Consider the following 24,337-nt stretch of genomic DNA (forward strand, 5'->3'; position numbering starts at 1 on the left):
TCGATTTAGTCCAGGAAGTTTTGATTGTTACACCAACCAACTCGGGTGCGGCACGTTTGGACGAGGAATGTGCTGCCGGGCTGTCGCATCCCGTAAGAAGCATAGATGCGATCAACAACAAGGTGCACGTCTTCATGAAATCAGTCGGGTAACGGCGGCGTTGACCGAGCGACGCCATTGTGGTTTCCATGTTCATCCGCCCGATGCGTCGCTTCGGTCCAACGCATGGTTCTGTCGTCTTCCGAGGCGGCACCGTACCGCTGGGATGCGACCATTGGATTGTATCGCATGCTCGGACCGCACTGCAATTCGAGCCCTGGTTTCGCTCCTGATTTTGTCCCACCGACGATGTGGCCGAAGTCGAATGCTGAGGCCGGACCGTCACACGTGTTCCAATGGCAACAGATGACTCGAACATCCGGTCGACCGCACTCCATTTCACGCGCAACAGTTCGGCGAGAGGACGCATTGCCGAAGCCAACAACATGCTGTCGGCCACAAGATCTGCCAACTCATTCGAGTGGTCGATCGCTACATCGACACGCGACAATCGAGCACTGTAACGACAGAACGGTAGTGATCAGCGGGGACGGGCAAGCGAAATGCAAGCAGGCGAGGAAACGGGCCACCCGTCCTCCGTTGCATCACATGGTTACCCCAAATTTTCTTACGTAAAGGCCATTCGTTAGCGTGACATTTTAGCAGCAACATCTGCGGGCAGAGCGATCACGACAGATTTGGCTCGTAGTTCTTCGATTTCGGAATCTGTAAGATCACGCCCCATCTCCTCGGCCCGGAATCGCTGAACGTCCGCGAAGTCGGGTATGAAAACCAGTTCGAATTCGTTTGGATTTGGTAGTACAGAGAGTTCACCATACGGACCAATCTGCGATTCGTAGAGTTCGCCGGAGCTATGAGGTTTACTATCGACCGACGATTGTTTTGATTCAGGTGCTGTTGAAGCAACACGAGCGAAGCCGGCGACAGTGAGACGCTCACAGATGCCGTTGGCAGATGCCGAGCCGGTTTCTGCTACAAGCCGCTCGTCGCGGATCGTAAGTTTAAGTTTGTCCTCAACGTCCATCGTAATCTCGACGAGGTCAAGATCGTCGCCACCCAATTCAGCAAACGTCGCATTGGGGTCAATGCTATCGGCGGTCCGGCCAAAGTGCGACGCAATGACGGATTTGATTTCGTCGAGCATCGGCGGATCGTTCGCGGTTTGCGAGCGTTGCGAATGCGGCGAACAACCGACCGATAAAGCGAAGGCGAGCATAACGACGGGTTTGAACATGCGATGAGTGGGGTAACGCTTGCCGTCAGCGGGCGGCGACGAAAGATTTACCATTCGTGCAACGGCAACTTCGCCGCTCCGTTGCACGGCATTGTTATGCGGCGTTTGGGATTGAATCAATGAAGATCACGTCATTTACAGATACATGGTATCCAGAGTGCATGAACCAAGTGCGTTCATCTTTTAGCGATGATGTGTCGCTAGATGCGGCGGCAATCGCAGATGCGATCATGGTTGCGGGAGCGTTTATTGCACAGTCGATTGACAACAGCATCGGACACACGGCAGAGGGTGGGAATGGTAGCACGTTGCTTGATGCGATCAACAATCTTGGGAGAGAGCTAAACGACATCGCTGACAAGTTTGTCGAGTGATTCGTCCGCATAACGTCTGGGGTCACGGGGCGGGGAGTTGACTGACCATTTTGTACACGCGTATTCCCGCTCCCGTGCATCCCTTGGTTCGTCCGTATCTAGGTTAGGTCGGTAGCAAATACGGTGTAGTAGCCGTGCGTGTCATATGCTGACATCTCCGGCCAGTCGCCGTCAATCAATGACATTATCTTACCGTGCAAACCCTCGGTCAGCCAAGGAACAGAAACGGATGGATAGTACCTCGCCATCCAGTCTCGTACCTCTGTATTGGTCGTTGCGTTCGCAATCAGCAGTTCCCTAGCCCTTTGATGGTCGGCTTCGTCGGGACGGTACCATTCAGCCAAATCGGTGCGGTTCGGATTGCATATGAACGGCTGCAATGCAGACGAAACGCAGAACGTGAATTGCACAAATGCGCCGAAATCATGAAATGCCACTGGATCCCATCGCGCGATGTGCAGGCCGATTTCATTCTCCGCGTCGAGAATGATGCACTCGTGGTATTTCGGCAAATGAGCCTGGAAATCAGCCAAGTCGTAACGCATTGGTTCCTCGAAGGACGAACGATAGCGATCAGCGGGCGAAAATGGCGCGAGTGATCTTGATTTCAGGAAAAAATCGGAACGCCATTTTCGCTCCGTTGCATCGCTTGGTTCGCCACATTCTAAGGCTCCCGGTTTCCAGTTAGGATCGAGGATCGAGATTCCCCGAAGCGCTCCCGATTTCTGAAATTCGAATCTAAGCTGACAGTCTGTTCGCAGGTATTTGATCCAAGGCCAAATGTACCCAAACGTCGGGTGTTTTTCACCACCTCCGGATTCTTGAGGATCTCCGAGGATTTGCACGATCTCGTTCCGCGACGAATTCTGCGTGATGTCGGATATTCCTATCCGTCGAAGTGCCTCATCCGTATCCGATAGCTTGACGTTTCCAGTGTAAGGATCGTCTACGTAATCGCAGTCGCAAAGGCCCGCCGAATCCGTAGATTTATGGCTGCAGCCAGGAGACTTGCAGCAATAAAGATTGAGTTCCGTCATGCATCCGTCAGCAATGTCTTCGATTTCCAACAGATGCAGGGCAAGTTTCCATCGGGATTTCGCTGATCGATCGCCGGCAGGATAGTAGGTGAATTCGAAGGGTCGCTTTTTTGACCCAACATGCCCGCCTATTAAGCAGCCACATTGAATTGCATCGTCGTAGTCCACACGTACATCTGGATCGCGTTTCGACTCGCCAATGAGGTAGTGTGCTTCGCGTATTGCGTCACGTAGATCTTCGGGGATTGCGACCTTGCGCCGTTCTTTTTCATTGGGCTCAGCGCGAAGCATTGGGATTTCTCTTGTGGCGAACGTTAGACATCACGGAGGACGGACGATGGATCCTCCACTTCAAAAACCACGCAAGCCGTCCTTCCGTGCATGTCATGGTTCTCCGCCGTCTTAGCGTTCACGAGAAAATATCATCGAAGGCCGTTCCCTTCAAGTTCACTAAGTGTGCGTTCGAGTCCGAGTGAGCCGATAGCCATACAATCGCCATCACGATCCGCCACCACCCATTGAAGCAGGCACATCGGATTACCATTGTCATCCTCGACTTCGTTTGGGCGAAATGAAACCGTCCATCCGATTCGATTCTTGACTATTGATGCGGGCACTGGATTGTAGTTTCCGCGATTGCGTCCAAGCGTGTAACACTCCATTCGCTCGACCGCAATCTGAGTTGCTTCGTCTTTGGAAAGTCGCTTGCGTTTGTGTGATCGTCCCATTAGTCGACTTGGTGTTCAGCCTTTGCTATCGAAGTGGAAATGCGAGTAAGGATAAACGAAGCGGTACCCGTGAAACGAATCTGCGGAAATGAAGACCTGAGCGGGAGAACGGCACGCATCACCGAGGACGCGCGTAAAGTTTTCAATTGCAGAATTGCTCAGCTCGCGTCCTTCGGTGCATGCGTTGGTTCTGCTGTATTCCGGGGCGACGATAGTTGAACAATCAACGACATTGTTCCTCCGATCAGAATCGGAAACAAGAGTATCAGGATTCCGATCAGCATCAAAATGATTGGCTGTGGGCTTTCAATTTCGTCCTCGCGAGATGGCATTGTTCCCTGTCCGATGAAAAGCAGTAGCGCACCGATGATGGTCGGAATCATCAACAGTTTGACGACGGTCGTTTCTCGCGTTGTTAGCGTTCGAGTGAATATCTCGGGAGTTGTTAGACGCATCGCTAGCACGAAGAACGCCCCACACAGTCCGCCGAAGACACCGGAAACCAGCCAAACCCAATTGGAAGGTTGTGCGGTTCCGTTCCACCACATGGCCAACGGAATACCGACCCCAAATAGTGCGCCGCCGATCGCGTAGTGGATTGCGTTCATGGAGCGTTGCTTAAAGCAGAACGTCACGCGTAACCGGGCACGCGCAAAAGATTCTCAATTCCAAAAACGCTGGCTCGCGTGCTCCGGTTCACGCGATTGTTCCCCTCAAAGTCGCAGTCAACCGTCCCGCGCAACACCGTCGGCAGCGATCTGTTCTTCGAGTGCAGAGACGACGCCCTGGTACAGTTCTGTCATATTGATTACGTCACCGGCCTCAACCCGTTTCACAATCATGTCACGCGGAAACGCCAAGACCATCCGCGATGGATGTTTGATCGCGAAATCCGATCCATGTTCGTCGGTAGCCACAACCCATTCGAATCCCAGTGTCTCGGCAACGACGTCACCGAAAGCACCTCCTAGCAGCTCAAGTGCAGCTTCATCGCCTGACGCGAAGGGTTCGGCGTCAAGAAGCGATTGGAGTGTTGGAATATCGTTAGGCGCTTTCTTCAGTACGTGCTCTGGCCCGAAACGTCGAAGGTATGCGTCAAGCCATTCCCGCTCGGAATCAAATCCCTCAACTTCGGTTTCATCGAGCGGGCGTATGTCCATCAAACTGCCTTCAGTCGGGGAACGACCGCGATGTGCGGGCGTCGGGAGTTGGGCATCCATGTCTAATTGCTGACCACCGACGCTCCGTACCATCGCATGGTTCTGTCGTCTTCCGATGGCGGCACCGTACCGCCGGGATCCGACCACTGGATTGTATCGTCCGCTGAGACCTCGTTGCAAATCGAGTCCTGGATTCCGCTCCTGATTTTGCCCCGCCGACGATGTGGTCGAAGTCGAATGCTGAGGCCGGACCGTCACACGTGTTCCAATGGCAACAGATGATGATACGAGTCCTGGATCGCCAGCACACGATCTCATGCACAACAGTTCGGCGAGAGGACGCATTGCCGAAGTCAACAACATGCTGTCGGCCCCAAGATCTGCCAACTCATTCGACTGGTCGATCACTACATCGACACGCGACGATCGAGCACTGTAACGACAGAACGCCTGCGGTAACGGGGCCGCCGCCAAAATACTATGATTTCAAAACCCGCGTCACCGGCGGCTCCCGTTCACCGCATGGTTCTGCGACGTTTGACGCGCTCCGACCAACAGCGGAGCACACCAAGCCTACCAATGGCATTATGGCAAAGAGGACAATCGGATACCACAAGGTCACCATCAAAGTCCAAATTGTGGAATCGGACGATTTGAAGTACCGATAGTAAATGCCCCATGAATCGCCAAATGCCTCTTCGCGTTCAAGCGGCGGATAAACGTTTCCGTCTGCGTCAACCAGTCCGATGATGCTGCCACGATACGGACCGTATTCAGCGTCGTTAAAGAAGACGAGTCGAGAATCAAGTCCGCGCGTCCATACACCGACGTGGGAATCATCGCTGAACGAAAAATGGTAATCCCATGGGCTGACGATGTAACCCACGATAAACAGTAAGATTGATATCGCGAGCATCAATGTCGAAAACACGGTCGCGATCTTGAATGTTCGATGTGCCACTGGATCAGTCGGCGAACTTGTAATTAAGGGGAGTCAGGACTTGGCGGTTGGTTATTTGACGCCTTATGGGCGGTTGGCCCTCGCGTTATCCCGGTCTTATTGGCAGTTGACTGATTTTGGCCAAGCTTTACAGCAATTTGCCAATAAGGATACCAGGCATTATAGGCAGTTGCCGTTTTGAGGGCAATCCCAGGTGGGGTTGACACCGCCTGGCAGGGTCTGCATTTTGACGGCACGGACATTTTGTGCATTTGGATTTCCGATTTGAGGGGGCATGCAATGACAAGATCTGAGAGCAGGCGTGAGAGTGGGTACGGTGGGGGTCATGAGAGCGTTGTCGCTTCGGGAAAGCCGGATTGGCCAGCGATCTGGTATGCGAAGTTGCGACGGCATCACCAAATTGCCCAGCGTGAACGATGGCAGTTCGATGGCGAGCATGTTGTTGCCTATTTGATTCGCATCAAAGCCGACGGCATGCCCATTTGGAAACGCTTGAAAGTGGCAGAAGCGCTACTGGAGTTTCGCCGACGCAAACGATGGGAAGAGTGCCCGCGTTTGGATGAGGTGTGTGAGACGCTGCGCAATATGAAACGAGCCCAGCAACAGCGTGAGCTTGGAAAGGAAGCGTTTGGGAGCAATCTCAGGACATCCGAATCGGACCTTGAGGAGCGTGGACACATTGACCCCAGAGAACCGATCGTGTTGCAAGAGTTTCGAAGTGTGATCCGAGCGAATCAACTTGCGTACAGCACTGAGGAAGCCTATGTCGCTCAGGTCAGAAAATTTCTCAGAGCAGTCAAACGCTTGGATGCGTTTGAACGCGTGGGGGCGGAAGATGGTTATGGGCTGAGTGACTTGACCGCCCGAGATGTGGAGTCCCATCTGACGAATTTAGCAGTGAAAGAGAACCTTGCTGAGAACTCTCAGGATCAGGCTTTTCATGCGATCCGCTATTTTTTCAGTCACGTCTTGAAGAGGGAACTGAAAGAAGTCAACGCGATCCGGTCGACCAAGCCGAAGCGAGTTCCCGTGGTGATGAGTCGACCAGAGGTCCGGTCTGTGTTGTCTCACTTGAGCGGCGTCTACTTTTTGATGGCTCAGTTGATGTATGGAACGGGGATGCGTCTGGGGGAGTGTTTGCGTTTACGGGTGAAAGACATCGACTTTGACAACCGCATGATTTATGTGCGTCGTTCTAAGGGCAAGAAGGACCGTCGTGTTCCTTTGCCCGAGACGGTGGTTGAATCATTGCAAAAGAAGCTTGAGTGGCGCAGGAAGCTTCACGACCAAGATTTAGCCGAAGGCATTGCTTCCGTGTTTCTGCCCAAAGCGTTGGATCGAAAGTACCCCAATGCCCACCGGGAGTTTCGTTGGCAGTTCATTTTCGCGTCTCATCGTTTGTCACGAAATCCACGAGACAGGCGGATGCATCGTCATCATTTGCACAAGAAAACGTTTCCTGATCATTTGAAGCGAGCGGTGGAGAAAGCAGGAATTGAGAAGCAGATCACGTCTCATGTTTTTCGCCACAGTTTTGCAACTCACTTACTGGCCAGCGGTACGGACATCCGGACAATCCAAGAGTTGTTGGGGCATGCGGATGTAAAGACGACCATGATTTACTTGCACTGTTTGAGCGATCCGTCGGAGACGGTTAAGAGTCCGCTGGATCGGTTGAACGAGGGCATTGTTGATCGAAATGATGCGTCGGAGCATGTCCGAGCACAGGCGACGGAACTGGAGCGTCACGCCTCTGACGGTGGCGTGGCGAAGCCTAGGAACGGTGGCGAATCGGTGCAAGAAAGTTCGAAAATGCAATTGCATATTCCGGATCAACCGGTCATTGACCGTGGATGCGTTGAAAGCACCCCGCCATTACCTACTTCTGAAGGAGGTTCGTCGCGTGTCGGTTTGATGAGGGATGCGAGTCGACGGATTGGGACGTGGGTCGCGGTACACCTACGTGGATTTGGCAAAAGGCAGGATCGCGGGGTGGCGAGTGGGTAGTGTCGTATGGGAATGCTGATCGTGAGATGTTGCCGTGTGAGTCACTGAAGAAGCTGTGTTGTTTAGATGGCGGTTGCTCGAGAACATTCGGGTCTGTGATATCTTCCTGCATTCGGTTTTCTTCTCTGCAAATTCGAACTTGGCGATGCGGCACGGTTGGTCACCTCGCTTCGCTCGCTGGGGTGAGCGTCTCGGAGAGACGCTTCTACGTGATGTGGTGTATTGGGATTTGTGCATGCTCATCCCCAAGCCTTTCTCCGCCAGATCCTGACTCGCTGGAAGCTCGCCAGGATTCGGGGGAGAAGAAAGTGGTCAGTCCGCTGGATCGACTCAATGAGCGGAACGCGATGCAGAGTGAAGTCAAGCGAGTGTTCCGGAGCGGATGGTAATGCCGGAAGGCAATCTCAGGACATCCGAATCGGACTTGGAGGAGCGTGGACACATTGACCCCAAAGAACCGCTTGTGCTGCAAGAGTATCGAAGTGTGATCCGAGCGAATCAATTTGCGTACAGCACAGAGGAAGCCTATGTCGCTCAGGTCAGAAAGTTTCTCAGAGCAGTCAAACGCTTGGATGCGTTTGAACGCGTGGGGGCGGAAGATGGCTATGGGCTGAGTGACTTGACCGCCCGAGATGTGGAGTCCCATCCTACGAATTTAGCAGTATCTGTCGCTGCATCCGCAGCTTGATGGGGTGATTATCGGTTGGACGTGGGGCTGACGCCCCACGCTTTATGCTGTCGCTGCCTCCGCAGCTGGAAGCGGTCACACGCAGAGCAAGTTTTCATGTTCCGTGGACAGCATCCATCGAACGTTTGACCAACACAGCAAAGTGTTGTGTCCCTCGGATCGCTGTGTCTCGGATCGGTGTCCCTGAAGTGTATTGCTGACGTCTCTGATTCCCCATCTTTATGGGTACTGATTCGTGAGTGCGAAATCGGATCCCGCGAGGGATCGCAGAAGGTAGCCACGGGTCGCCGTAGGCGCACCCGTGGTATGCGACCATGTTGAATCGACCCCGCAGGGTGTCGCAGACGTCTCGGGAACTGGGCTGCGACCGCCTTCGGGGTCGTCTGACGGTATGTGCATTGGACCGGGGATGCGCTGCGCGATCCCCGGCTACCCTCTACGACCGCTTCGCGGTCCAAACCGAATATGCGTCAGCAATACGTTTCACGTCCTGAGAGACGCTATTACGTGACCTGGTAAAATGAGTTCTTGCCCTCCTCATCCCCAGCCCTTCTCCCCCAGATCCTGACTCGCTTGGGCTCGAAAGGATTTGGGGGGGAGAAGTGGGGCTATTTTTTAATGTGCTGAGTGAGTGGGGCTGAGTGCAGTGCTGAGCGGCTGAAGCTCGGACACCAGCGGTGGTTACTGGAGTAGGTTGTTGATCTCGGTGGGAGTGAACGCTTTGTCGAAAAGTGCGAATTCGTCCAAGCGTCCTTCCCAATTCATTTCGGTGTTGCCGCCTAGTGACCAGGTTTCTGTGCCGGTTGTGTTGGCCGCGGCGGTGATCTCCGTTTCGATCTCGGGGGACGTTTGGCCGTTGATGTGGACGCGGAGTTTTTCGCCATCACATACGATCGCGATCTGGTACCACTGCCATCGCTCCAGCGGGGTCTTTCCGTATACCGTTTCGTTGTCGCCGATTTTGATCGCCAGCACACCCGGTTCTCCTTCTGTGCCAGCTACACCGGCGTGCCACTTGCTTGCGGCGGAGTCGGTGCCGCCGTCGCGAGAGAGGAACCAGCCTGCCATCGATCTCGCGTCGAGCGGCATGCCGTTCCATACTGACACGACGGCTGACCACTGGTTGCCCGATCTGTCGATGTTGGCCGACACTCGTCCGTCGGCGAAGTGCATGCACCGGTTGACTTCGTCGCCTACGCAAAATTGGTTTTCAGCGTCAGCCGCTTTGGGGCCGGGCAAGAAGAATAAAACGCCGGGATCGATCTTGCCGTCGTTTTGGTTGCCCGATTGGTCGCGGCAGACAGTGGCATCCATCGCGTCACATCGCCAATAAAGTACGGGTTGGTGATCCAAGATCGCTTGTGTCTTTTTGCCCACCGACTGGACGAAAGGACGACGTGGTTTTCCGGTGACGTCTTCCAATCCCGTCAGCAACGCGGCGACGATTTTGGATTCGGCGCTGACCTCCAGTCCGGCGGATCGTGCGGGCCATGTGTTGTATCCGCCCAAGGGGTGTTGTTCGGGAGGGGGAATGTAGCCATCGGCGCCGTTGGCCAATTCGATCACCATTGTCTTGTTCAGCGGCGATTGGTGCTTGAGTTTCAAGCCCGTCAGAGCATAGGTTTCGTTGGGAGTGGTCGCGATCGCAATGTCGCCGATCCGCAAGGCTTGGACGAGGATCTTTGTTTCCTGCATCTCGTGCAACAGCACGGCTTCGCGCGCGTAGACTTCCGTTTTGTCTTTGGGCTGGCGGTCGCCCATTTCAGCGACGATCTGTTGCGCCCATTTCAGACGGCTTTCGTTGGGGACTCGATATCGCATGGGCAATTCGGATTGCACCATTCTGAGGTCGGCGTCGCTCTGGTATTCGATCCCGTCGTAGACTTTGGCCGCGTGTCCGGCCATGGCTTGCGCGTACCCTTCGATCGTCTGGTCGTCTTTGCCGTTGTACGTCCAGTAGTCGCGACGCCAAATGTCGCCGCTGCAGCCATGGGACAACACGCCGACGATCGACGTAGGCGGATCGGCGTCTGGATGCTTGGTTTGGAAGCGTTCGCCGGCGTGTTTGGCGATTGATTCACTGAACAATCCGAAATAGTCGGCGCTGATGGGTTGGTCGCCGAAGTAGTGCATCGAGTAGTTGGCCAGGATCGCGATCGGGGCACCGTCTAGGGTTTCGAAGGCGATCATCGACAACTCGGGGTCCTCTGGACCGGTCGGACCGGTCACCATGTCCATCTTGGTCGCTGCGTGCATGTTTGCGCGGACGGTGTATTCGCCGAAGGGATCCACATCGAGCTTGTCGGGGCGTCGGACCCAGCGTCGAAGTGCGGTCATCTCGGGGACACTGGTGCTGCCCCAACCCACGCGTGCCGGTTGCAGGTTGGACTCCGCCGCCACGATGGCTTCCACAATTCGTTGGCGGATCACGGGCAAGTAATTGAGGTCAGCGGGAGTCCCCAGGGCGCCGAAGGAGGAAGGTGCCGTGTGTGTGTGGGTAGCGGAGATCAGCATGTTCTCGGCGGGGATCGCGGTTTTGGACGCGGCGAGTTGTTTGGCGTCGTCCAGCAGCAACCGAGGCATCATGCAACTGTCGACCACGACGATCGCGATACGCGTCTTGTCGTCTGCCAAAACAATCGCGCGTGCGTTGACGGTCGTTCGGATCTGGGTTGCGGTGCGAGAAAGCATGCCACCGTTGACGATGACGGGCATTTGGGTCGGATTGACATCGACGACGGCGGCGCCGACCCGCAGTTCGGCTTGGCAACTGGATTTGGCGGTCAGCGTGAGCATGAGTCCAGTAACAAGGAGCAAAACAGGCGGGATTTTCGGTGACGGTGGCATCATCTGATCGTTCTTTCCGTGTTGGATGTGCTGATGGCGGGGGACTGGGACGCGGGTTCTCCAGCGGAGTACGAGTTCCGTGGGCGATTCCAGCGGGGGATTCTCGACCGTTGAACTGGGAAACAGGTTATACTGTGCCCAAGACCTTGGAGGGCAGATGCGTCTGTCCGAACTGGATTTCAAGGTAGTGGGATTTGCCTGAGTTACATGGAAAAAGGGATTTCTGGCGAAATCCATTACGCCAGTGATAATGACGCCACTAATGATGACGCCAGTGATGTTGTCTTGTTTGAACCCGCCCACCAAATCACCCACCTCACGTTTCCCGCCTTCACGCCGCTCGGCACCGCGAATCTCGAATTTCGAATGATCGACCCCTGATGCGAATCCTGGACCTCATCAAACCCAAAGATCTATCGCGGATCGCCAAGTTGCAATATTTGGCGAGGGAAGTCGTCGAGGGATATTGCTCGGGGCGTCACCGTTCGCCGCAAAAAGGTTTTAGCGTCGAGTTCAAGGAGCACCGTCAGTACGTCCAAGGCGACGAGCTGAAGAACATCGACTGGAAAGTCTTTGCCAAGAGCGACCGGCTGTACATTCGCCAGTACGAAGAAGAGACCAACGTTCGCTGCACTTTGTTAGTGGATCGAAGCGGATCGATGGCGTACGGCAGCGCTCGTGCGATCGACGGGATGACAAAGTACGACTATGCGGTCCGGATGGCAGCTTCGTTTGCCTACCTGATGCTCAGCCAACAGGACTCAGTGGGCTTGATCGCGTTTGACGATCAGCCACGCGAGCAGATACCGATCCGCAGTCGCCCGTCTCACTTGCAAGCCATCCTGCGGGTCTTGGCCGAGCACGAGTCGCGCCGTGAAACGGATCTCGGCGGGGTGTTTCGAAAGATCACACCGAAACTCGGGCGTCGTGGGCTGGTCGTGATCCTTTCCGATGCGATGGGCGACATCGAATCGATCTCGCGTTCGCTGGCACAGTTTCGCGCGGCCAAACACGAAGTCATCTTTTTTCAGTTGATGGACCCCGACGAAACAGATTTTCCATTTGCCGGCCGTGTTCAATTTCGTGACCTTGAGAACACTCAGCATGAGCACACGGTCGATGCAAAATCGTTGCGTGATGTTTACTTGGAACGCCTGGCCGAGCACGATGCTGCCTTACAAGACGCTTGCCGACGCAATCGCGTGGACTTGATCCGATTGACGACCGACCGATCATTCGTCGACGCACTGCACGAGTACGTTGCGGCGAGGAGGCGGATTCGATGAGCTTTTTGAACTGGGCGTTGCTGGGCGGCGCGATGGCGTTCACGATTCCGCTGGTGATTCACTTGATGCACCGCAGCCGATTCACGACCGTGGATTGGGGGGCGATGCATTTGTTGGCCAGCGTGATCCGCGTCAATCGCCGGCGGATGCAAATCACCAACCTGTTGCTGTTGTTGCTGAGATGCTTGATTCCGATCCTGTTGGCGGCTTGTTTGGCGCGGCCGGTGATCACGGGATTCCAAGCTTTGCAGGGCGATGCTCCGACATCGCTGATCCTGGTGATCGATGACAGTCGGTCCATGGCCGCGGCCAACGACAGCGGGCGATCGCCGATCGAATCGGCCAAGCAGCAGATTCGCGTCTTGTTGGGTGAGATGTCGCGACGTGATGAAATCATCCTGGTACGCTCCAGTCGAATCGGGGCACCGGCCAGTCGCATGGGCGTTGCCGACGCGATCAAACGCGTGGCGGGGATCCAAGCGGTCAGTGGGCCGGTGGAACTGGGCAAGCTGATTGACGCTTCTGCAGACGCGGCCAAAGACGCCACGCATGCGAATCGACGCGTTTTGATTGTGTCGGATTTCCAGGCTAACTCGGTCGGTTCGGCGACCTTGGATACCGCGCGACGTTATGCGGCGTCCGAGTTGGATGTGGCGGCCAAGCCGGTGTTCAGCTTTTTGAATGTCGGCGGCGATGCGGGGGAAATGCGAAACGTCTCGGTCGACGAAATCTCAATCGATTCACCCGCCGTGGTCGCTGGACGCACGGCACGATTCTCTGCGCGTGTCCGCAATGCCAGCGATTTGAAAGCGACCGATCTGAGATTGATCTGGTCGATCGATGGACAACCGTTGCAGCCACGCGTGATCTCACTGGACGAACGCGCCAGCACCACGGTCCGACTTTCGCGGGTGATCGATGAGCCGGGTGTTCACCAAGTCACCGTGGCGGTGGAGCATGGCGATGCACTTTCGGATGACAACCGACGCTCGGTCGCCGTTGACGTGTTGAAAGAAGTCTCCGTCGTCTTGGTCGATGGTAAACCGAGCAAGGAACCGTTGGCCGGTCACGTGGATTATTTGTCGATGGCGCTCAGTCCGTTTGCGTTTGGCGGCGACGACCAGCCTGATCCGGTGCGAGCCGAAGTGATCTCTGAGAGCAAGCTCATCAAGACGCTTCAAGAGACTCGTCCGCAGGTCCTGGTGTTGGCGAATGTTGGCAAGCTGAACGATGATCAAAAAGCGGAGGTTGCCAAGTTTGTGCTCCTGGGTGGATCGTTGATGGTGTTCGATGGAGACGCCGTCAAACCAGAGACTTACAACGAAGCCTGGAAGGCCGAGGATGGCGAGATCCGTTTTCCCTCACAGTTGGCCGAAGTCGTTGGCAACCCCTCCGACTCCGATGCCTTGCCCGTCAAACTCGCCGACCCGAGCGACCAGTACACACCGTGGCGATTGCTGACGGAAAACCAGCAACAGCCGCTCGGTGACATCGACGTGATGGCGTACCGCAAGTTACAAGTCATGTCGGTTGCTCCGGTGACGTCCGAGCCGATCAGCGACGTTGCGGCGACTGCGGACGCAACCGGAGACGGGGAATCCAGTGAAGAAAAACCGATGGAGTCAGAACAGTCGGTCGTGCTCCTGTCGGCCGTCAACGGGGATCCGATTGTTGTGTCACGAGGGCAGGGAGACGGTAACATCATTCAATTTGCGATTTCCGCCAATGACGCTTGGACAAATTTCCCTTTGCGATTGGTTTACTTGCCGATGATGCAACAAATGGTCTTGGATCTTGCCGGCAAGAACGATGCGGCAACCTTGCAGGTCGGTGATCCCGTGGTCATACCCGTTGCCGCATTGATCAGTGTGACAGACGTCGGAGAGTCTGAAGACAGTGATTCTCCCAACGGCGATAAGAGTGACGAACTTGTTCGACGTAGCTACACGATCGAGACGCCCGGCGGAGATCATTCGATCAACCCGATCATTGGCACAGACGGGGCGGACAAGGATGACGAAGCCGGCAAGCTCGTTTGGACGGCCACGCATCAGCCGGGGGCGTACCGAATTCGCTGTGTATCGACCAAAGCAAGAACGAGCGACGCTGAACCCACGGTGACATCGACGTTGCGGGTGGTGGAAGTGGCGGCGTCGGAATCGCGTTTGGAAGACGTCGAATCCAGTCGGCTGGAGAATGTTGCCCAGAACATGAGTGCCAGCGTGTTCACTGAGATCGGCGATTTCCGCGCCGACGAGCGAGTGCGGCGGTTTGGTCGCGAGATCTGGCGTTGGCTGTTGGTTGCATTGTTGGTCGCGTTGGTGGCCGAAGTATGGCTGCAACAGAACATGGTTCGGCGTTCTGGATTGCAAGGAGCCCGGTCATGACGTTGGCAACCTTGTTGGGATCGGTCCGTTTCGCAGGCGACTTCGCCCCTTGGCTGGTCGCAATTGTGGCGTTGATTGCGGTGTTGGGGGTTTTGTACCTGTACGGTCGCGAAACCCGGACCCTTGGATTTCCGTATGCGTTTTTGTTGCCCGCGCTGCGTGCGACCGCTGTTGCCCTGGTGATCTTCATTTTGGCGGGGCCGGTCTGGCATCGGCGTGAAGTCGTCGGGACGCTGGGGCGTGTGGTGTTTGCGCTCGACAAGTCCGAGAGCATGTCGAAATCAGACACGGACGATGACGATTCACCGTCCACGCGATTGCAGCGTGCCACACGTTTCTTGATCGGTGATGAAAGTCGGGTGGGTTGGTTGGAATCGCTGCGTGAGACGCACGATGTCGACGTGGTAGCGTTTGACGAAGCCGACCCGGTACTGCTGTGGTCGTCGCGTGACGGACAACCGATTCCCAATGCGTTTGACCTGAATGCCGATGGCCCGGCAACGAATTTGCAAGCGGTGCTGGCATCGACGACCGAGTCGCTGAACATGAACAGTGAGCAGGACCGCGGGCCGAATGATCAGTCGGAATCCGCGGCCGAAAGTTACGAGGGCGACTCGTTGCAAAACGCGGCGATCGTCCTGATGAGCGATGGCCGCGTCAACGCCGGTGCCTCGGCGGTGGACTTGGCCCGCCAAGTCGGCTTGACCGGAACGACGGTCCACGCGATCGGCATGGGCTCGCCCGATGAACCGCCCGATGTGAGCCTCGTCGATGTGATTCGTCCAGAAAGCGTCGCAGCGGAAGGTCGACTTGCCGGTGAACTGGTCGTTCGCCGAATCGGTCCGACCGATCAGCCCGTAACAGTTCGGATCGAATCAGGAGGCAAGACCGTTTGGCAGCAAACGATGCCGCTGGGTGAAAGCAATCGGCACACGATCCCGTTCGATTTTGACGTCAAGCAGATTGTTGAGTCACTTAACGGCGAGACGCCGCGTGGAATCCAACGCAACAGTGTGATCTTGGACTTGGCCGCATCGGTTGATGCACCCGGCGACGACGACTCGACCGACAATAACTCGATGCCGTTCAGGGTATCTGCGTCCACTCGTCAACGCCGCATCATGATTCTGGACAGCTCCAGTCGCTGGGAAACGCGTTACCTGAGGAACTTGTTCAGCCGCGATCCGGCATGGGAAGTTGACACGATTTTGTTCGGCGAAGGAACGATGTTGCCACGTCTGCCGCGAGGCGAGCGACTGGGTCAGTTTCCCAGCACGGATGTTGCGATGTCCCAGTACGACGCCGTGATCATGGGTGAAATTGATTCTGATCAATTCACCGCCAGCGACGTCAATCGAGTCGCACAATTTGTTGCCCGCGGTGGCGGGTTGATCTTGATCGATGGACGTCACGGTCGTTTGCGTCAAGCGGCGCAATCTGATTTAGGCGAACTGTTTCCAGTGAAGTACTTGCCCGGGGAGCATCGCAGCGCCGCCGGGCCGATTCAGATCACGCCGTTGGGTCTGGAGCATCCGATCATGAACTTGATCGGCGACCAACAGAGGTTGGCGGATTTCTGGAAAAAGCTGCCCGCGCCGCGTAGCACCGCGAGAGTCGAATTGCAGCCAGGCGCGGAAGCTTGGGCGGAGATTCCCGGCCCGGGCGGCAAGGCATCGCCGTGGCTGGCGACGCGAATGTACGGCTCCGGTCGCGTATTTTACTTTGCGACCGATCAAACATGGCGTTGGCGATACAAAATCGCTGACCAATTCCACTCGCGATTCTGGAATCAGTTGTTGATCGCATCGATGCCGCCGCCATACTCGGCCAGCGATCAATTCGCCTCGGTGGGAACGGACAAAGTCGAGTACGAGCCCGGCCAGCGTCCCACCATCCGCGTTCGCTTGCGTGATCCACGCGGAAACCCGGTCGCTGATTCGACAGTGGACGCATTGTTGATCGCGGACGACAAGATCGTCGGTTCGGTGCCGCTGTCGGTGGAAGATCCGACACGAGGAACGTACCTTGGAGTCGCGCCGGACTTGCAACCCGGCGAGTACACGATCCGTGTTCGCGCGAGCGGGTTCGACGAATCGGCGTTGCAAGCGACCACACGCGTGTGGGTTCGACGTGCGAACAAAGTTGAGATGCAACAGGTCAGCTTGGACCAAAACGCGTTGCGTCAAATCGCGATCGCGGGCAACGGCCTGTATGTCCACGAATCGCAATCGGATCGACTGGTCGACGCCTTGCGACCACTTTCCAGCGGAACGGTGATCGAATCCGACACCGTTCTTTGGCAGTCCTATTATTGGTTCAGCGCCGTCATCGCGTTGTTGGCGATCGAATGGTGGTTACGTAAACGAGCGGGGTTGGTTTAAGACATGGCCACAGTGAATCCTGATCCGTCGGCGGACCCAAGACTTTGGAGCTCCGGAGCCAATTTGGCTCAAGCGACCACACAGTCGATGGAAAAATTCGAGCGACGACGACGTCTATTGCTGATGCTCAAGATCTTTGGGATCGGCGCGTTGGTCTTTGTCACGGCCATGATGGTCTTGGCTGTCATCGACTATCTATGGATCTTGCCCGACGCCGTTCGTTGGTCGCTGAGCGTGTTGGCGTACGCGTTGACTGCGGGCATGATGTGGTGGTGCGGAGGCCGTGAACTGTTTCGCCACGATCCCAAACAGCTCGCACGTCAGATGGAAGCCACCGCGCCGCAGTTGGGCGACGACCTGCTGTCGGCCGTCGAATTAGCAGACCCGGCAGCCATCAACGGATCGGAAGTCTTCCGCCAGCGTTTGCAAGGACGCGTGGCTCGTCAACTGAAGTCCGTCGACATCGTCCGTTTGTTACCGTTGGGATTGATCCGACGTTGGCTGCTCAGCGGCACCACGCTGGTTCTGTTCTGCATCGCGTTGATGTTCATTCCGTCGATGCAGTTCGGTCGACGATTTGCGCGAGCGATCTTTCCCGGCATCCCGATCGAACGTGCGTCGAAAACGAAGATCGAGATTCTGGAGCCGGCACCACCGACGCGTTACGTGGCCGAACGTGATGCGGTCGCGATCATCGCCCAAGTCTCCGGCGACGCATCCGACGAAGTGATCTTGCGATTCCGAACCGCCGAGGGCGGAGAAAGCGAAACGGTCATGCTGCCTCGGATCGGTGGCTGGCCAGGCAACCAACCCAAGTCCGCGAAGGATTCAACGGTAAAATCCGGCAAGGAAGATCTACCGCCGACCGCTGCCCAGTTGTCCGATGAGCTGGACCAAGCGATGCAGTCGGAGGTGTTTGCCGCCAATCTGTCTGTCGGCTCCTCACCCGTTCATTATCAAATCTTGTCCGGGGACGCGATCACGCTGTGGCACACGCTCACCCCGTTGCCTCGACCCCGCGTCATTCAGTTTGAAAAGACCTATCGATTCCCCGAGTATGCTGAGCTGGAGAATCGTGTGGAAGTGGAGGAACATGGCGATTTGCAAGCCCTGCAGGGAACGGTCGCCGAGATGGTCTTGACGTTTGACCAACCGGTGCAAGACACCGCGATTCGCTTTGGGAGCAACAGCGCCGAAGTCACGTTGACCGCAGTTGACGACGAACAAACGAAGTTTTCTGCCACGATACCGATCAAGACGTCGGCACAGTACAGCATCGACGCGGTCAGCGTTCAATCGGGACTGAACAACCCGTTTAGTCCGTTGCACACGATCACTCCGGTGGTCGACGCTGTCCCAATGGTCCGGTGGGGCGATCGAGTTCCCACTGCGTCGTTGGTCTCTCCGTTGCAGGTGGTCTCGCTGTCGGCCTCGGCAAAAGACGACTTGCCCATGGATCAAGTGTTGCAATCGTTTTCGATCAACGGTGAAAAGCCGCAAGAGTTTCCGCTGACCATCGACGCCCCGGCACGCTCGCACGAGCTTTCCTGGAAATGGGACCTGATGGATCGATTGGCCAGCGGAGAGGAAACACCCAAGCTCAAGAGCGGCGACATCGTTCAGGTCAAACTGGTCGCGGTGGACCGCAAGATGCATCGTAGTGAATCGCTGACGATCGAGATCCTGGTGGCCGACGACGGTTTTGACGCGGAACGACACAACCGATTGGAAGCGTTGCGTGAGCAGACGGCACAGGTGTTGGCATGGACCGACGCCGTGTTTGCGTTGTCAGAGAAGCTGAGGGTTGCCGCGGAAAAAGACGACAGCAGCGAACTGGGATCCATCGTTGATGCTTGGCCCGCACTGCAGGAATCCGGCGACGCGTTGAACACGATGTTCGCCGCTGCGATCAGTGACGCGGAGAATGTCGCCGACGCCAACACGATCGAGACAACCGCTCGCGCGATTTCGGATTTGCAACAGCGAATGACACGCGTGGTGGGACTGTCGAGACCTACGTTCGACAATGATCAACCGCAGTGGCAGAAAGAACGCAAGCGTCGAATGAACCAGATCATGGAGCAAGCTCGGCATGGTCGATATCAATCGGAGCGTCTGGAGCGTCTGGTGCGTGGCAATCTGTCGCTGGAATTGAGTGCCGCGATGTACGTCGATACTCAGGCGTTGGCCTCCAGTTTGAAACCGTTGTTGCAAGAGGATTCGCCGATCCCCAATGACCGCATTGGTCGATACCTCAACGTGATCGTTGGACGGCTTGGCGAGCTGGATCGGTTGGTGCAGCGACACAGCGAGCAATTGCTGCAAAGCACCGCCGATCATCTCCGCGGAGAGCAATGGTTGCGTTGGTCGGAACGATGGGCCATCCAATTGCAGAAGACGATCGAAGACAATCCCGGTCGCGAGAACTACTTGGCCGTCGTACGTGCGTTGGACGAACAGCTTCAGTCCAAACGCCACGATGGCATTGACGGCCGCATTTGGGATACCCTGCGAGATGCGTACAAGGATCTGCGGCGCGAAGCGGGATTTAACGGTGATTGGGTTCGCAACCTACGTGACTATGGTGCAGAAAAGAATGCAGCGGACGAGGCGGCTACCAAAGAGGACGATGCCGACAAAGTCATCGAGGCGACTCGCACGTCAGAGTGGATGGGGCAAGCTTACTCGCTGACACGAACTGGTTTGCTGCAGAAACTTGAGCGAGAACAGACCGTTCACCGTAAACGACCGATCGTTGACTTGCGCTATGCTGCTGATTTGAACCTGATGTCGGCGGCGGTGACCAACACGACATCCTCTGGTTTCGTGCCCTTCAAGGACGAGCCGGCCGAAGAGGTCTTTGGGAATGTTCGCAAAGCAATGCGGGTGATCGAAGCCTCGCAGGATTTGGCCATGTACCTCAGTGAGCTGAGAACTCTGTCCGCTGGCGAACACGCCTTCAAACAGTCGGCTGATATGAAGATCAAGCATCCGGCTTGGTTCATGCGACTGAGCAACGGAGTGGAATGGGCGATGCGCGCCCTGCAAAGCGATGGTCTGGACAATGAGATTGTCGGTAAAATCGACCAAATACGCTGGAACGACGACCATAACGCGTCGAGGGATCGCATTGAACGTCGCCGATGGAGTCGTGAAGAATTCATCGCGGCTGATGCTCCCCTGGATCGCATGATCAATGATTTGCAAGACGCCCTGATGCGTTCACAACCGATGGTCGAATCGGCCCGAGAGACCTTGAGTCGATACGTTCCGACGCTGGTCGAACAGGCCAAGAAGGCTGCCGAGAAAGCACGCGAGGCAAAGAAGGAAACCGACGAGCGGGAGAACGCCAACGCGGAGACCACGGAGAAGTTGGCCGAGAAACAAACCGATGCGTTGGAGGCCGCTGAGCAGGCTCTCAAGACGTTGATGGATCAAGCCAACAACGCGGACATCACCGACCAAGAACAGCGAGAACTGGCACGTGATGCCGACGCTGCGGCGGCAATGATCGAAGATGCGTTGAGTGAAGCCAGAGAAGCGTTGGATGAAACAACATCGCTCAATGCGGCCGACCAACGTAACGACGCCTTTGAGCAAACGGAACAAAAACTGGAAAAGTTGGCCGAGAGTCTTGAGCAAACGGCCGAGCACTTTGAGAAGGCCGACGCGGGCGAGGATCTGCAGGAGTCTCGCGAGCAATTGCGTGCTGCTGAAGAGGAATTGAGAGTCGCCCAAGAGTTGGAGGAACGTTACGAGCAAGCCGAACGACTGGCCGACGCGGCTCAGCAGTCGCCGCAATCGCTGATGGATCAACTGCTGGATGAACTGAGCAGAAACCCAAAGATGCAGGCGGAGCTTTCTGAGATCGCCAAGGACACAGCGGAGGCTGCGCAACGACAGTTGGAGCAGGCTGCGAGAGATGAACAGAGAATCAGCGAACGACTGGAAACTGCAGACCCCGTTTTTCAGGAGCAAAAGAATCAAATCAAAGGCATGCTGGAAGAACTCGACATCCGCACCCAAAGTGTGAAGAACGAGTTGCTGGAAACGGCGCAGCAAGCCGCGGACTGGGCGAATACGCCGGACGCGAGCAAGAAAGTCCAACAAGCGCGAGAGGCTCTCGATCAGGCCGTCCAGGCAAAGCAACAGGTCAACGACCAAAGCACCCTGGCGGAAATGCAAGATGCCGCAGCAGAGATGCAAGCCGCGATTCAGCAAGCCGCACGAGCGACCGAAGATGCCGCGAAGCAATCAGAACAAAAGCAAGATGAGAACATTCACGGCGACGACAAGAAGCGAAACCAAGCGGAGGATTCGTTGAAGCGGAACGCAAACAATTTGCGAAACCGTCAATCACAGTCACTCAATCGCCAGAGGCAAACTTGGAACAACATCGAGAACCAAGCGAAGTCCCGAGAACGCGCTGCCGATTCACGTAAACGACAACTCGAGGGCGATCAAAAACGCACCAATGATGCCGCGAAGAAGGACCCCGAGAATCAATCGCTGAAGGATCAGCAAGCCCGTATTGAAAAGGAGATCGCGGAGCAGGAGCGGACCGCGGAAGCCGCAAAGCAGACGCAGCAGTTGGCCAAGGAGCGTATCGCGGATGCGAATCAACGTAGCAAGGACCTGGAGAAAAACCGAGTCAATGAATTGGACAAACCCAATCCGGCGGCCGAGTTGGCTGAACGGACATCACAGAACGCTACCGAGCAACTGAAGGAACTGACCGAGGAACTGGCCGAGATCGCCAAGTCCAGTCAGATCGCAGATCAGTTGCAGACTCCCGAGCGTGAGTCCGAATCGTTGCAGAGGAATCAACAGCAGATCACGGAAGACATCGCTGCGGCGCAAGAGGATTTGGAACGAGCCGCACGTCACGAAGAGCGATTGGGGAATGAATCTGCTGCTGAGATGTTGAACCAGGCTGCCCAGGCGGTGAACGAGTCCGCCGTCGAGCCGGCGGAGAACGCGGGCGAGAAACTGGAGTCCGCTGCCGATGACGCCGGGCAATCGCCCGAAGCCAGCAAAGCCGTCGCTCAGGCGCAAGAAAAGATCGCCGAGCAAGCACAGAAGCTGGGCGAGATGCTGGAGCAAGCATCGCAAGCCCAGCAGGCAGCCGGGGAAAACGTTTCACAGCAGCAGTCTGGCCAGCAGCAAGGCGAACCGTCTGGAGAACAATCGAGCCAGCAATCGAGCCAGCAATCTGGCGAGCAACCATCTGGCGAGCAATCCAGTCAGCAATCTGGAAAACCTGCTGGCGAGCCAACAGGTCAACAGCCAGCCCAGCCGAATGATTCATCGCCATCTGGTGAAAGCCCATCTGGTGAAAGCCCATCCAGTGGGCAACCCAGCGGCGAGAGTGCTTCGCCTGCCGATGGTGAGTCGCAGAGCGATCAACGTGCACGGGAGATGGCTCAGACACTTGATGAGTTGGATCAGGCCATGTCGGCGCAAGCACGGCAGCAAGCTGCCGCGGGAGACCCGAGCTCCCAGCAAGAGGGCCAACCTCAAGACGGACAGCCGCAAGATGGTCAAGGCCAGCAGGCGCAGGGCCAGCCACAACAGGGCCAGCCACAACAGGGACAAGCATCGCAAGGTCAAAGCCAATCTGGTCAGTCTCAGTCAGGCCAAGGGCAAACCGCGATGGACGTTTCGCCCACGCTGGCCCAGAAAATGAACGACCAGATGCAGCAAGCTGCTCGCGAGCGTTTGCAGCAAATGCAGCAAGCCACCGGCGAGGCCTCCGGTCACCAATCCGGTTCCGATAGCAGCAGCGAGATGATGGCCCAGTCTGATGGCTCGTCGGCCAACGGCACGACACCGGGTGCTGGGGAAGGTGCCGCCAACGACGGTACCGTCAACACCGCGCGTACGGAGTTGATGGACGGCGACTGGGGTGACTTACGTTCACAGCGATCGGAGGATGCCAGTCAAGGACGTGCGGCGCAGGTCGCGCCCCAGTATCGAAAAGAAGTCCAAGCGTATTTCAAAGCGATCGCTCGCCGAGCCGCCGAGAAACGTGCAGCGGAGAATGCTCAGTGACACAACGTTTTCGCCACTCTGCCGCGACGATTGGATCTCGTCGTCGTTTTTTGTCCAACCTGTTCGCGGTCGCGTGCGCATCGGGCGTGTCGCTCGGTTTGCCTCGGCCGGCCCGTGGAATCGACGATTTTGAGTCACTGTACGTCGATGATGAGATCGATAAAGCCGTCCGCAAAGCGGTCAGTTTTCTCTTTGCGTCACAGCAAAAGAATGGCTCCATCGCCGATCAAGGCAACGTCATCGCGATGACTTCGTTGTCCATCATGGCGATGGCATCCATCGGGATCGAACCCGACGTCGGCACGGAAAACGGCCGAGCAATGCAACGGGCGTTGGACTATGTGTTGCTGGAGCCGCACCAGACCAAGGACGGTTACTTCGGCCAGAACGACAGCTCTCGAATGTACGGTCACGGGATCGTCACATTGATGCTGACCGAGATGCTCGGGATGGGTGCGACCTCCGAGCAAAACGCCTTGATTCACGAACGGCTGGAGAAGGCGTTGAAGCTGATCATTGAATCTCAGAAAGTGCGCAAGGAGCCGCAGATGAAGGGTGGTTGGCGGTACCATCCGACCAGCACCGATGCGGACCTTTCGGTCAGCGTTTGGCAAGTGATGGCGTTGCGTTCCGCCAAGAACGACGGCATGGCGATTCCGACCACCGCGATCGACATGGCCCTGCAGTACCTCCGCAATTCGTACAGTACGGGTCGACGGCGACGCGAGAACGTCGGTGACGATGTCGGCGGATTCAGCTACATGCCCGGACAGCAACAACCGACCTTTGCCATGACCGCCGCCGGTCTGTTGGCGATGCAAGTCTGTGGTCAGTATGAAGCCGACGAGGTCAAAGGTGCCGCAGAGTGGTTGCTGGACAATCCGCCCAAGCAGAACGAGAGGTACTTTTCCTACGGGCTCTATTACTACGCACAGGGAATGCACCAAGCGGGCGGCAAGTACGCTGAGGAGGCAGAACGCAACACGGCCGATTTGTTGATGCGGTCGCAACGCGCCAACGGTTCGTGGCTGTCGCCCAACCGTGAAGAATCCAATTTCGGCTACGTCTATGCGACCACCCTCGCAGTGCTTAGTCTGAGCGTTCGATATCACTACCTGCCGATTTATCAACGCTGA

19 protein-coding genes are annotated in these 24,337 nt (G+C 56.4%); 11 read left to right on the forward strand and 8 right to left on the reverse strand.

Annotation, left to right across the window (positions count from 1 at the left end; translation table 11 throughout):
• Positions 1-140 precede the first annotated feature (140 nt).
• Positions 141-290: a hypothetical protein gene (locus tag Pla52nx_RS18170; RefSeq protein ID WP_342190193.1), complete on the reverse strand. Its 150-nt coding sequence runs from the start codon at positions 288-290 to the stop codon at positions 141-143.
• A 105-nt stretch (positions 291-395) separates the two neighbouring features.
• On the opposite strand from Pla52nx_RS18170, the gene Pla52nx_RS18175 reads away from it, so the two are divergent.
• Positions 396-563 (forward strand): hypothetical protein, encoded by a 168-nt coding sequence (locus tag Pla52nx_RS18175; RefSeq protein ID WP_342190194.1) that lies wholly within the window; start codon positions 396-398, stop codon positions 561-563.
• A 122-nt stretch (positions 564-685) separates the two neighbouring features.
• Here the strand turns inward: Pla52nx_RS18175 and Pla52nx_RS18180 are convergent, their stop codons facing one another.
• On the reverse strand, positions 686-1,204 hold the full coding sequence (locus Pla52nx_RS18180; protein ID WP_231742884.1) for a phosphopantetheine-binding protein: 519 nt from the start codon (positions 1,202-1,204) through the stop codon (positions 686-688).
• A 209-nt stretch (positions 1,205-1,413) separates the two neighbouring features.
• On the opposite strand from Pla52nx_RS18180, the gene Pla52nx_RS18185 reads away from it, so the two are divergent.
• Complete coding sequence (locus tag Pla52nx_RS18185; RefSeq protein ID WP_197455169.1) at positions 1,414-1,668, forward strand: hypothetical protein; 255 nt, start codon at positions 1,414-1,416, stop codon at positions 1,666-1,668.
• A gap of 98 nt (positions 1,669-1,766) precedes the next feature.
• On the opposite strand, the gene Pla52nx_RS18190 is transcribed toward Pla52nx_RS18185, so the two are convergent.
• The 4 genes from Pla52nx_RS18190 to Pla52nx_RS18205 form a co-directional block, all read right to left on the reverse strand.
• On the reverse strand, positions 1,767-2,996 hold the full coding sequence (locus tag Pla52nx_RS18190; RefSeq protein ID WP_146523864.1) for a hypothetical protein: 1,230 nt from the start codon (positions 2,994-2,996) through the stop codon (positions 1,767-1,769).
• Positions 2,997-3,127: 131 nt separating this feature from the next.
• Positions 3,128-3,433, reverse strand: coding sequence for a hypothetical protein (locus Pla52nx_RS18195; RefSeq protein WP_146523865.1), 306 nt, complete (start codon positions 3,431-3,433; stop codon positions 3,128-3,130).
• Between the two features lie 158 nt (positions 3,434-3,591).
• Positions 3,592-4,041: a hypothetical protein gene (locus Pla52nx_RS18200; RefSeq protein ID WP_146523866.1), complete on the reverse strand. Its 450-nt coding sequence runs from the start codon at positions 4,039-4,041 to the stop codon at positions 3,592-3,594.
• Between the two features lie 117 nt (positions 4,042-4,158).
• The gene (locus Pla52nx_RS18205; RefSeq protein WP_146523867.1) at positions 4,159-4,593 is read right to left on the reverse strand and encodes a DUF3806 domain-containing protein; all 435 of its coding nucleotides are present in this window, start codon (positions 4,591-4,593) and stop codon (positions 4,159-4,161) included.
• 268 nt (positions 4,594-4,861) lie between these two features.
• Here Pla52nx_RS18205 and Pla52nx_RS18210 point away from each other — a divergent pair, with 268 nt between their 5' ends.
• Positions 4,862-5,032 carry a hypothetical protein gene (locus tag Pla52nx_RS18210; protein ID WP_342190195.1) on the forward strand — a complete coding sequence of 57 codons (171 nt, stop codon included), beginning with the start codon at positions 4,862-4,864 and terminating at the stop codon, positions 5,030-5,032.
• 39 nt (positions 5,033-5,071) lie between these two features.
• Here Pla52nx_RS18210 and Pla52nx_RS18215 read toward each other — a convergent pair whose 3' ends face one another.
• Positions 5,072-5,554, reverse strand: coding sequence for a hypothetical protein (locus tag Pla52nx_RS18215; RefSeq protein ID WP_146522264.1), 483 nt, complete (start codon positions 5,552-5,554; stop codon positions 5,072-5,074).
• 279 nt (positions 5,555-5,833) lie between these two features.
• On the opposite strand from Pla52nx_RS18215, the gene Pla52nx_RS18220 reads away from it, so the two are divergent.
• Positions 5,834-7,561, forward strand: a complete 1,728-nt coding sequence (locus tag Pla52nx_RS18220) for an integron integrase (protein WP_342190196.1) — start codon at positions 5,834-5,836, stop codon at positions 7,559-7,561.
• Positions 7,562-7,949: 388 nt separating this feature from the next.
• The gene (locus tag Pla52nx_RS18225; protein WP_146517923.1) at positions 7,950-8,249 is read left to right on the forward strand and encodes a hypothetical protein; all 300 of its coding nucleotides are present in this window, start codon (positions 7,950-7,952) and stop codon (positions 8,247-8,249) included.
• 681 nt (positions 8,250-8,930) lie between these two features.
• Here the strand turns inward: Pla52nx_RS18225 and Pla52nx_RS18230 are convergent.
• On the reverse strand, positions 8,931-11,045 hold the full coding sequence (locus Pla52nx_RS18230; protein WP_231741597.1) for a neutral/alkaline non-lysosomal ceramidase N-terminal domain-containing protein: 2,115 nt from the start codon (positions 11,043-11,045) through the stop codon (positions 8,931-8,933).
• A 258-nt stretch (positions 11,046-11,303) separates the two neighbouring features.
• Between Pla52nx_RS18230 and Pla52nx_RS18235 the strand changes: the two genes are divergently transcribed.
• From Pla52nx_RS18235 to Pla52nx_RS18260, 6 genes are read left to right on the forward strand one after another with little or no spacing between them, the layout of a single operon-like run.
• Positions 11,304-11,477, forward strand: a complete 174-nt coding sequence (locus Pla52nx_RS18235) for a hypothetical protein (RefSeq protein ID WP_197454181.1) — start codon at positions 11,304-11,306, stop codon at positions 11,475-11,477.
• Positions 11,477-12,382 carry a DUF58 domain-containing protein gene (locus Pla52nx_RS18240; RefSeq protein ID WP_146517921.1) on the forward strand — a complete coding sequence of 302 codons (906 nt, stop codon included), beginning with the start codon at positions 11,477-11,479 and terminating at the stop codon, positions 12,380-12,382. The genes Pla52nx_RS18235 and Pla52nx_RS18240 overlap by 1 nt, the downstream gene beginning before the upstream one ends.
• The gene (locus Pla52nx_RS18245) at positions 12,379-14,769 is read left to right on the forward strand and encodes a BatA domain-containing protein (protein ID WP_146517920.1); all 2,391 of its coding nucleotides are present in this window, start codon (positions 12,379-12,381) and stop codon (positions 14,767-14,769) included. The genes Pla52nx_RS18240 and Pla52nx_RS18245 overlap by 4 nt, the downstream gene beginning before the upstream one ends.
• The gene (locus tag Pla52nx_RS18250) at positions 14,766-17,150 is read left to right on the forward strand and encodes a VWA domain-containing protein (protein ID WP_146517919.1); all 2,385 of its coding nucleotides are present in this window, start codon (positions 14,766-14,768) and stop codon (positions 17,148-17,150) included. The genes Pla52nx_RS18245 and Pla52nx_RS18250 overlap by 4 nt, the downstream gene beginning before the upstream one ends.
• 3 nt (positions 17,151-17,153) lie before the next feature.
• Positions 17,154-23,201: a hypothetical protein gene (locus Pla52nx_RS18255; RefSeq protein ID WP_197454180.1), complete on the forward strand. Its 6,048-nt coding sequence runs from the start codon at positions 17,154-17,156 to the stop codon at positions 23,199-23,201.
• Positions 23,198-24,337: a prenyltransferase/squalene oxidase repeat-containing protein gene (locus Pla52nx_RS18260; protein WP_231741592.1), complete on the forward strand. Its 1,140-nt coding sequence runs from the start codon at positions 23,198-23,200 to the stop codon at positions 24,335-24,337. Before Pla52nx_RS18255 ends, Pla52nx_RS18260 begins: the two co-directional genes overlap by 4 nt.

This window comes from Stieleria varia (assembly GCF_038443385.1).
In the GTDB taxonomy this organism is placed as follows: domain Bacteria; phylum Planctomycetota; class Planctomycetia; order Pirellulales; family Pirellulaceae; genus Stieleria; species Stieleria varia.

Bases quoted from the DNA above. Each gene is read 5' to 3' on its own strand.
- Pla52nx_RS18170 (WP_342190193.1), bottom strand. From the start codon at position 290: ATGCGATACAATCCAATGGTCGCATCCCAGCGGTACGGTGCCGCCTCG.
- Pla52nx_RS18175 (WP_342190194.1), top strand. From the start codon at position 396: ATGGCAACAGATGACTCGAACATCCGGTCGACCGCACTCCATTTCACG.
- Pla52nx_RS18180 (WP_231742884.1), bottom strand. From the start codon at position 1,204: ATGCTCGACGAAATCAAATCCGTCATTGCGTCGCACTTTGGCCGGACC.
- Pla52nx_RS18185 (WP_197455169.1), top strand. From the start codon at position 1,414: ATGAAGATCACGTCATTTACAGATACATGGTATCCAGAGTGCATGAAC.
- Pla52nx_RS18190 (WP_146523864.1), bottom strand. From the start codon at position 2,996: ATGCTTCGCGCTGAGCCCAATGAAAAAGAACGGCGCAAGGTCGCAATC.
- Pla52nx_RS18195 (WP_146523865.1), bottom strand. From the start codon at position 3,433: ATGGGACGATCACACAAACGCAAGCGACTTTCCAAAGACGAAGCAACT.
- Pla52nx_RS18200 (WP_146523866.1), bottom strand. From the start codon at position 4,041: ATGAACGCAATCCACTACGCGATCGGCGGCGCACTATTTGGGGTCGGT.
- Pla52nx_RS18205 (WP_146523867.1), bottom strand. From the start codon at position 4,593: ATGGACATACGCCCGCTCGATGAAACCGAAGTTGAGGGATTTGATTCC.
- Pla52nx_RS18210 (WP_342190195.1), top strand. From the start codon at position 4,862: ATGGCAACAGATGATGATACGAGTCCTGGATCGCCAGCACACGATCTC.
- Pla52nx_RS18220 (WP_342190196.1), top strand. From the start codon at position 5,834: ATGACAAGATCTGAGAGCAGGCGTGAGAGTGGGTACGGTGGGGGTCAT.
- Pla52nx_RS18225 (WP_146517923.1), top strand. From the start codon at position 7,950: ATGCCGGAAGGCAATCTCAGGACATCCGAATCGGACTTGGAGGAGCGT.
- Pla52nx_RS18230 (WP_231741597.1), bottom strand. From the start codon at position 11,045: ATGCTCACGCTGACCGCCAAATCCAGTTGCCAAGCCGAACTGCGGGTC.
- Pla52nx_RS18235 (WP_197454181.1), top strand. From the start codon at position 11,304: ATGGAAAAAGGGATTTCTGGCGAAATCCATTACGCCAGTGATAATGAC.
- Pla52nx_RS18240 (WP_146517921.1), top strand. From the start codon at position 11,477: ATGCGAATCCTGGACCTCATCAAACCCAAAGATCTATCGCGGATCGCC.
- Pla52nx_RS18245 (WP_146517920.1), top strand. From the start codon at position 12,379: ATGAGCTTTTTGAACTGGGCGTTGCTGGGCGGCGCGATGGCGTTCACG.
- Pla52nx_RS18250 (WP_146517919.1), top strand. From the start codon at position 14,766: ATGACGTTGGCAACCTTGTTGGGATCGGTCCGTTTCGCAGGCGACTTC.
- Pla52nx_RS18255 (WP_197454180.1), top strand. From the start codon at position 17,154: ATGGCCACAGTGAATCCTGATCCGTCGGCGGACCCAAGACTTTGGAGC.